The sequence below is a fragment of the uncultured Pseudacidovorax sp. genome (assembly GCF_913773995.1).
GTDB lineage: Bacteria > Pseudomonadota > Gammaproteobacteria > Burkholderiales > Burkholderiaceae_C > Xenophilus.
In genome coordinates, this window is sequence record NZ_CAJYES010000083.1 from 1 (window position 1) to 4125 (window position 4125).

5 protein-coding genes are annotated in these 4125 nt (G+C 69.2%); 2 read left to right on the top strand and 3 right to left on the bottom strand.

What is annotated here, in order from left to right:
- Positions 1-300: Lrp/AsnC ligand binding domain-containing protein (locus QZ772_RS07350; RefSeq protein WP_295524377.1), on the top strand; the 300-nt coding region annotated here is incomplete at its 5' end.
- A gap of 43 nt (positions 301-343) precedes the next feature.
- Here QZ772_RS07350 and QZ772_RS07355 read toward each other — a convergent pair.
- Positions 344-1300 (bottom strand): adenylate/guanylate cyclase domain-containing protein, encoded by a 957-nt coding sequence (locus QZ772_RS07355; RefSeq protein WP_295524379.1) that lies wholly within the window; start codon positions 1298-1300, stop codon positions 344-346.
- 274 nt (positions 1301-1574) lie between these two features.
- Here QZ772_RS07355 and QZ772_RS07360 point away from each other — a divergent pair, with 274 nt between their 5' ends.
- Positions 1575-1910 (top strand): hypothetical protein, encoded by a 336-nt coding sequence (locus QZ772_RS07360; protein ID WP_295524381.1) that lies wholly within the window; start codon positions 1575-1577, stop codon positions 1908-1910.
- Positions 1911-1960: 50 nt separating this feature from the next.
- Here QZ772_RS07360 and QZ772_RS07365 read toward each other — a convergent pair whose 3' ends face one another.
- Together QZ772_RS07365 and tadA are read right to left on the bottom strand one after the other, a co-directional pair.
- Positions 1961-2929 (bottom strand): LD-carboxypeptidase, encoded by a 969-nt coding sequence (locus QZ772_RS07365; protein WP_295524382.1) that lies wholly within the window; start codon positions 2927-2929, stop codon positions 1961-1963.
- Positions 2926-4101 carry a tRNA adenosine(34) deaminase TadA gene (gene tadA, locus QZ772_RS07370; protein WP_295524383.1) on the bottom strand — a complete coding sequence of 392 codons (1176 nt, stop codon included), beginning with the start codon at positions 4099-4101 and terminating at the stop codon, positions 2926-2928. Before tadA ends, QZ772_RS07365 begins: the two co-directional genes overlap by 4 nt.
- Positions 4102-4125 lie beyond the last annotated feature (24 nt).

Consider the following 4125-nt stretch of genomic DNA (forward strand, 5'->3'; position numbering starts at 1 on the left):
GTGGCACCGGAGGCGCTGGGCAAGATGCTGCTGGTGTTCGTGGAGATCAAGCTGTCGTCCAAGTCGGCCGATGTCTTCGACAAGGTGCGCAAGGAACTGCTGCACATGCCCGAGGTGCTGGAATGCCACCTGGTCTCGGGCGGCTTCGACTACCTGGTCAAGGCCCGGCTGCGCGGCATGGGCGAATACCGCCACCTGCTGGGCGACATCCTCAAGAAGCTGCCCGTGCCGGCGGAGTCGCACAGCTATGTCGTGATGGAAGAGGTGAAGGAAACCCTCATCCTGCCGGTGGACCGCTGAGACGCCCCCCGGGGCGCCGCGGCGGCCCGGTGCATGCGCCCGCCTAGGAAGAAGCGTCCGCCTTCATGGCCAGTTGCACGCGGCCGCCGGCCGTGTGGAAGCTGATGGTGGGCGCGGTGAAGTCGGACAGCGGTGCACCCAGGCTGATCTCGCCACTGCCATGCAGCATGCACTCGTCCCGACGCAGCGCCACCTCGCTGCTGCTGCCATCGGCATCGCGAAAGCGCACCCACGTGCCATAGCTGCTCACGTCGGTCAGGATGCAACTGCCGTTGCGGGCCTCGATGCGGGCGTGAAGGCGCGACACGCGCGGATCGTTCACCACGAAATCGGCCTCGCTTACCCGGCCCAGGTGGATGGGCAGGTCGTGTGCGCCGAAGGCGGCGTGCACGTCCAGCCAGGAAAGCTCGATCTGGCCGAAAGCGGTGTCGATGCCCGGCTTGGCCACCGTCGACAGCGCGGCCGGCAACGTCAGCAGGTCCACCACCTCGTCCTGCCAGTCGATGCGGTGGACGGTCGGCGTCTCCTGCCGGCCGCGGATGCTGATGGGCCCCAGGCTGCGATGGCGGACCTCGGGGCCGATGTGCTGGTCCACCACCGATTCGGTGGCCCAGATCTGGCCGGGCCCGGCCAGATCGCTCAGGCGAGAGGCGACGTTGACCGCGTCGCCATAGAAGTCGCCGTCGACCTCCACCACCTCTCCGCTGGCAATGCCGATCTGAAGGTCCATGCGCAGCGCCTCGGGCCACTTGAGCAGGCGCTTGTGGTGACTGCGCTGGATTTCCAGCATGGCGGAGATCGCCGGTTCACCCGCCGGAAAGAGCGCAAAGATGCCGTCCCCGAGCTTCTTGATCACCCGGCCGCCATGGGCTTCGCACACATCCCCCACCCATTGGACCAACCGCGTGACGGTGTCGGTGGCCCGGGCATTGCCCATCGCCTCGAAAACCCGCGTACTGCCGGTCAGGTCCGCGAAAACGACCGTGGTTGCCATCGTCAAGTTTGAACGAATTGTTTCGGGTAATTATCTCCAGACGTGCGAACTCTCGCGAGTTCAACGGCGCGATTGACTTAGGTCAACTTATTTGGGTTGGGCTTTGCCCACAATTCGGTCCGAGCCATGGGGCGCGCACAGAGGAGCCTCTGCATGCCTCGGACGGCGGACGCCCTGTTCCGGAATGGGACAGTAGGCAAACTTCTGCAAACTTTTGTCTGCATTGCATTTGACCGCGCGGCTGCGTAAGGTGTTTGTCAGGCGACCTCAGATCACCTCCATGAAGTCCTTGAACGCGATCTCTCGCTGGCTGCGCGCACCGTCCCAGAGGGCCGAGCGCAGCGGCACTGAACGCACGCTCCAGCAGGTGCGCGCCGCCATGCTGGCGACGCTGCAGCGGCATGGCCTCCTCGTCAAGGGACACCGGCTGGCGGAGCGGGTGACCTATGCCACCGAGCTCGAAGCCCTTTGGTACCTGCGCCAGGACCTGCTCACCGCGCTCGTGCAGGCCTGCGGCGAAGCGCGAGCCCGGCAGGAGCTCAAGCCCATCAGCGCCCTGTTCGGCCAGTCCGAATCGTTCCGCCTGCGCTTGGACGCCGGGCTGCGCACGTACTGAGCTGCACGCAGCGATCGCCTAAAGCCCGCATCGGCTGGCGCACATGGGCGTCAGTGCGCGTGTCCGTGAGGTTCGTGCGCTGTGGCATGGCGGCTGCCACCCACACCGTGACCCCAAACGACGAAGGCCTCCTTGCCTTCCACCGCCAGATCGACGGTAGCGCCCACCGGCAGCAGCACCTTGGTCGGCACATGCCCGAAAGGCAGACCCGTGAGCACGGGCGCCTTGATCTGGCTGCGCAGCCGCTCCACCACCGTCTGCAGCTTGAAGCCACGGTCGTGCGGCGCGGCCCGATAGCCGGTGAACTGGCCCAGCACGACCGCCTTCTGACGGGCGAGCACGCCGGCCAGGCGCAGTTGCTCCAGCATGCGCTCGATGCGGTAGGGATGCTCGCCCACGTCCTCGAGGAACATCACCCCTTTGTCCACCTGCGGAAAGTACGGCGTGCCCAGCAGGCTGCACAGCACGGCCAGATTGCCGCCCCACAGCGTGGCGCCGCGAATGGGCTTGAAGCTCGGCAGCTCGTTGCGTGCCGGCAGGCGCCAGCCGGTGCCCTCGCCGTAGCCTTCCAAGAGGTCGTCGAAGCAGGCGGCGGTGATCTCGTCGATGCCCTCCTCGGCACCGAAGTCGCCACACAGCGTCGGGCCCGACCAGGTGGCCGCCCCCGTGCGCGCCAGAACCGCGAGCTGGAAGGCCGTGAAGTCGCTCATGCCGACGAAGGCCGTGCCGCGCTCGATGGCCTTGGCCACCGCCTTGTAGGGAATGCCGTCGAGGATCCGGGTGAGGCCGTAGCCGCCGCGCGAGGCCAGGGCCACGTCCGCGCCGCTGGCCGCGGCCCGTGCGATAGCCGCGATGCGGGTGGCGTCGTCGCCGGCGAAGCGTTGCTGCGCGGACAGCGCGGCCTCGTCGATCTCCACCTCGTGGCCCTGCGCGCGCAGCCAGGCCACGCCGCGGCGGAAGGCCGGCTTCTCGCGCACGGCACTGGAGGGGGAGTAGATGTAGATGTGCTTCTTGTTCACCCGCGGGAGTATCCCATCGGCCCTCGGCGGGCCCGCCACTGGTCGGCCAGCGCGCGGGCCGCGTCGGCGGACAGGTCCTGAACGGGGCGGCGGCGGGCACCCCACGCGCGCAGGGCCGCCTCATGGCCCTTGTCGGGGAAAGGCGCCGCCCAGGCGCGCGCCGCGTCCTCGGCCGCAGCACCGCGCACGGCCAGGGCCGATGGCGCGATGACGAGCGGCGGTCCGGCGATCGTGCCCTGCTCGGCCAGAAGGCCGGCCAGGTCCGCCATGTCGGGATGCACGATCAACCCCACCTCGCCGACACCCAGCGCCGCCAGCCACTCTCCCAGCACCTGTGCATGCCATTCGGGCGTGTGCACGCCTTCCTTCTTGGGCTTGTCGCTGCGGCCGAAGCCGATCAGGTCGGGAATCAGCAGTCGATGATCCGGCAGCAAGGCCGGGAGATGGCGGAACAGGTGGCCCCACTGGGCCGCACCGTGCAGGCACAGCACCGCCGGTCGTCGGTCGTGCGTGGCGTCGTCGCCGCCGCGGTCGACATAGGCCAGCCGCAGCCTGTGCAGGGCCGGCAGCTCGCTCATGTACGCAGGCGGCCCGTCGAAACCGGCAAAGCGCGCCTCGGGTGTGCGAAGCGCGTCGTCGCGCACCGGCTGCGCCTGCGCCCGGGCCTGGGCCCGTCGCCCGCGAAAGAAGTCCTGCAGCAGCGCCCCGCAGGCCTCGGCCATGACGCCGCCCTGCACGGCAGTCTGGTGATTGAGCTGGTCGATGCCGAAGAGATCGAGCACGGATCCCGCCGCGCCGGTGCGCTCATCGGCGGCACCGAAGACCACACGGTCCAGCCGCGCATGCAGCATGGCGCCAGCGCACATGGCGCAGGGCTCCAGCGTCACGTAGAGGGTGCAGCCGTCGAGGCGGTAGTTGCCCAGTGCCTGTCCGGCCGCCCGCAGTGCCGCCATCTCGGCGTGGGCGCTGGGGTCGTGCGTGGCGACCGGCGCATTGCGCCCGGTGGCCACCATGCGGCCGTCGCGCACCAGCACGGCACCCACCGGCACCTCGCCTGCGGCGGCGGCGGCGCGGGCCTCGTCCAGCGCCAGTGCCATCCAGCGATGGTCCTCGTCCTGCGGTGCACCGTCCGCGGGCAGCCCGGCAGAGGTCTGGGACAGCGGCTCGGCCATCGGCATCAGCGTCCGACGCCGGCC

Excerpts from the sequence above, each read along its gene's own strand:
- QZ772_RS07360 (WP_295524381.1), top strand. The coding sequence starts at position 1,575 with ATGAAGTCCTTGAACGCGATCTCTCGCTGGCTGCGCGCACCGTCCCAG.
- tadA (WP_295524383.1), bottom strand. The coding sequence starts at position 4,101 with ATGGCCGAGCCGCTGTCCCAGACCTCTGCCGGGCTGCCCGCGGACGGT.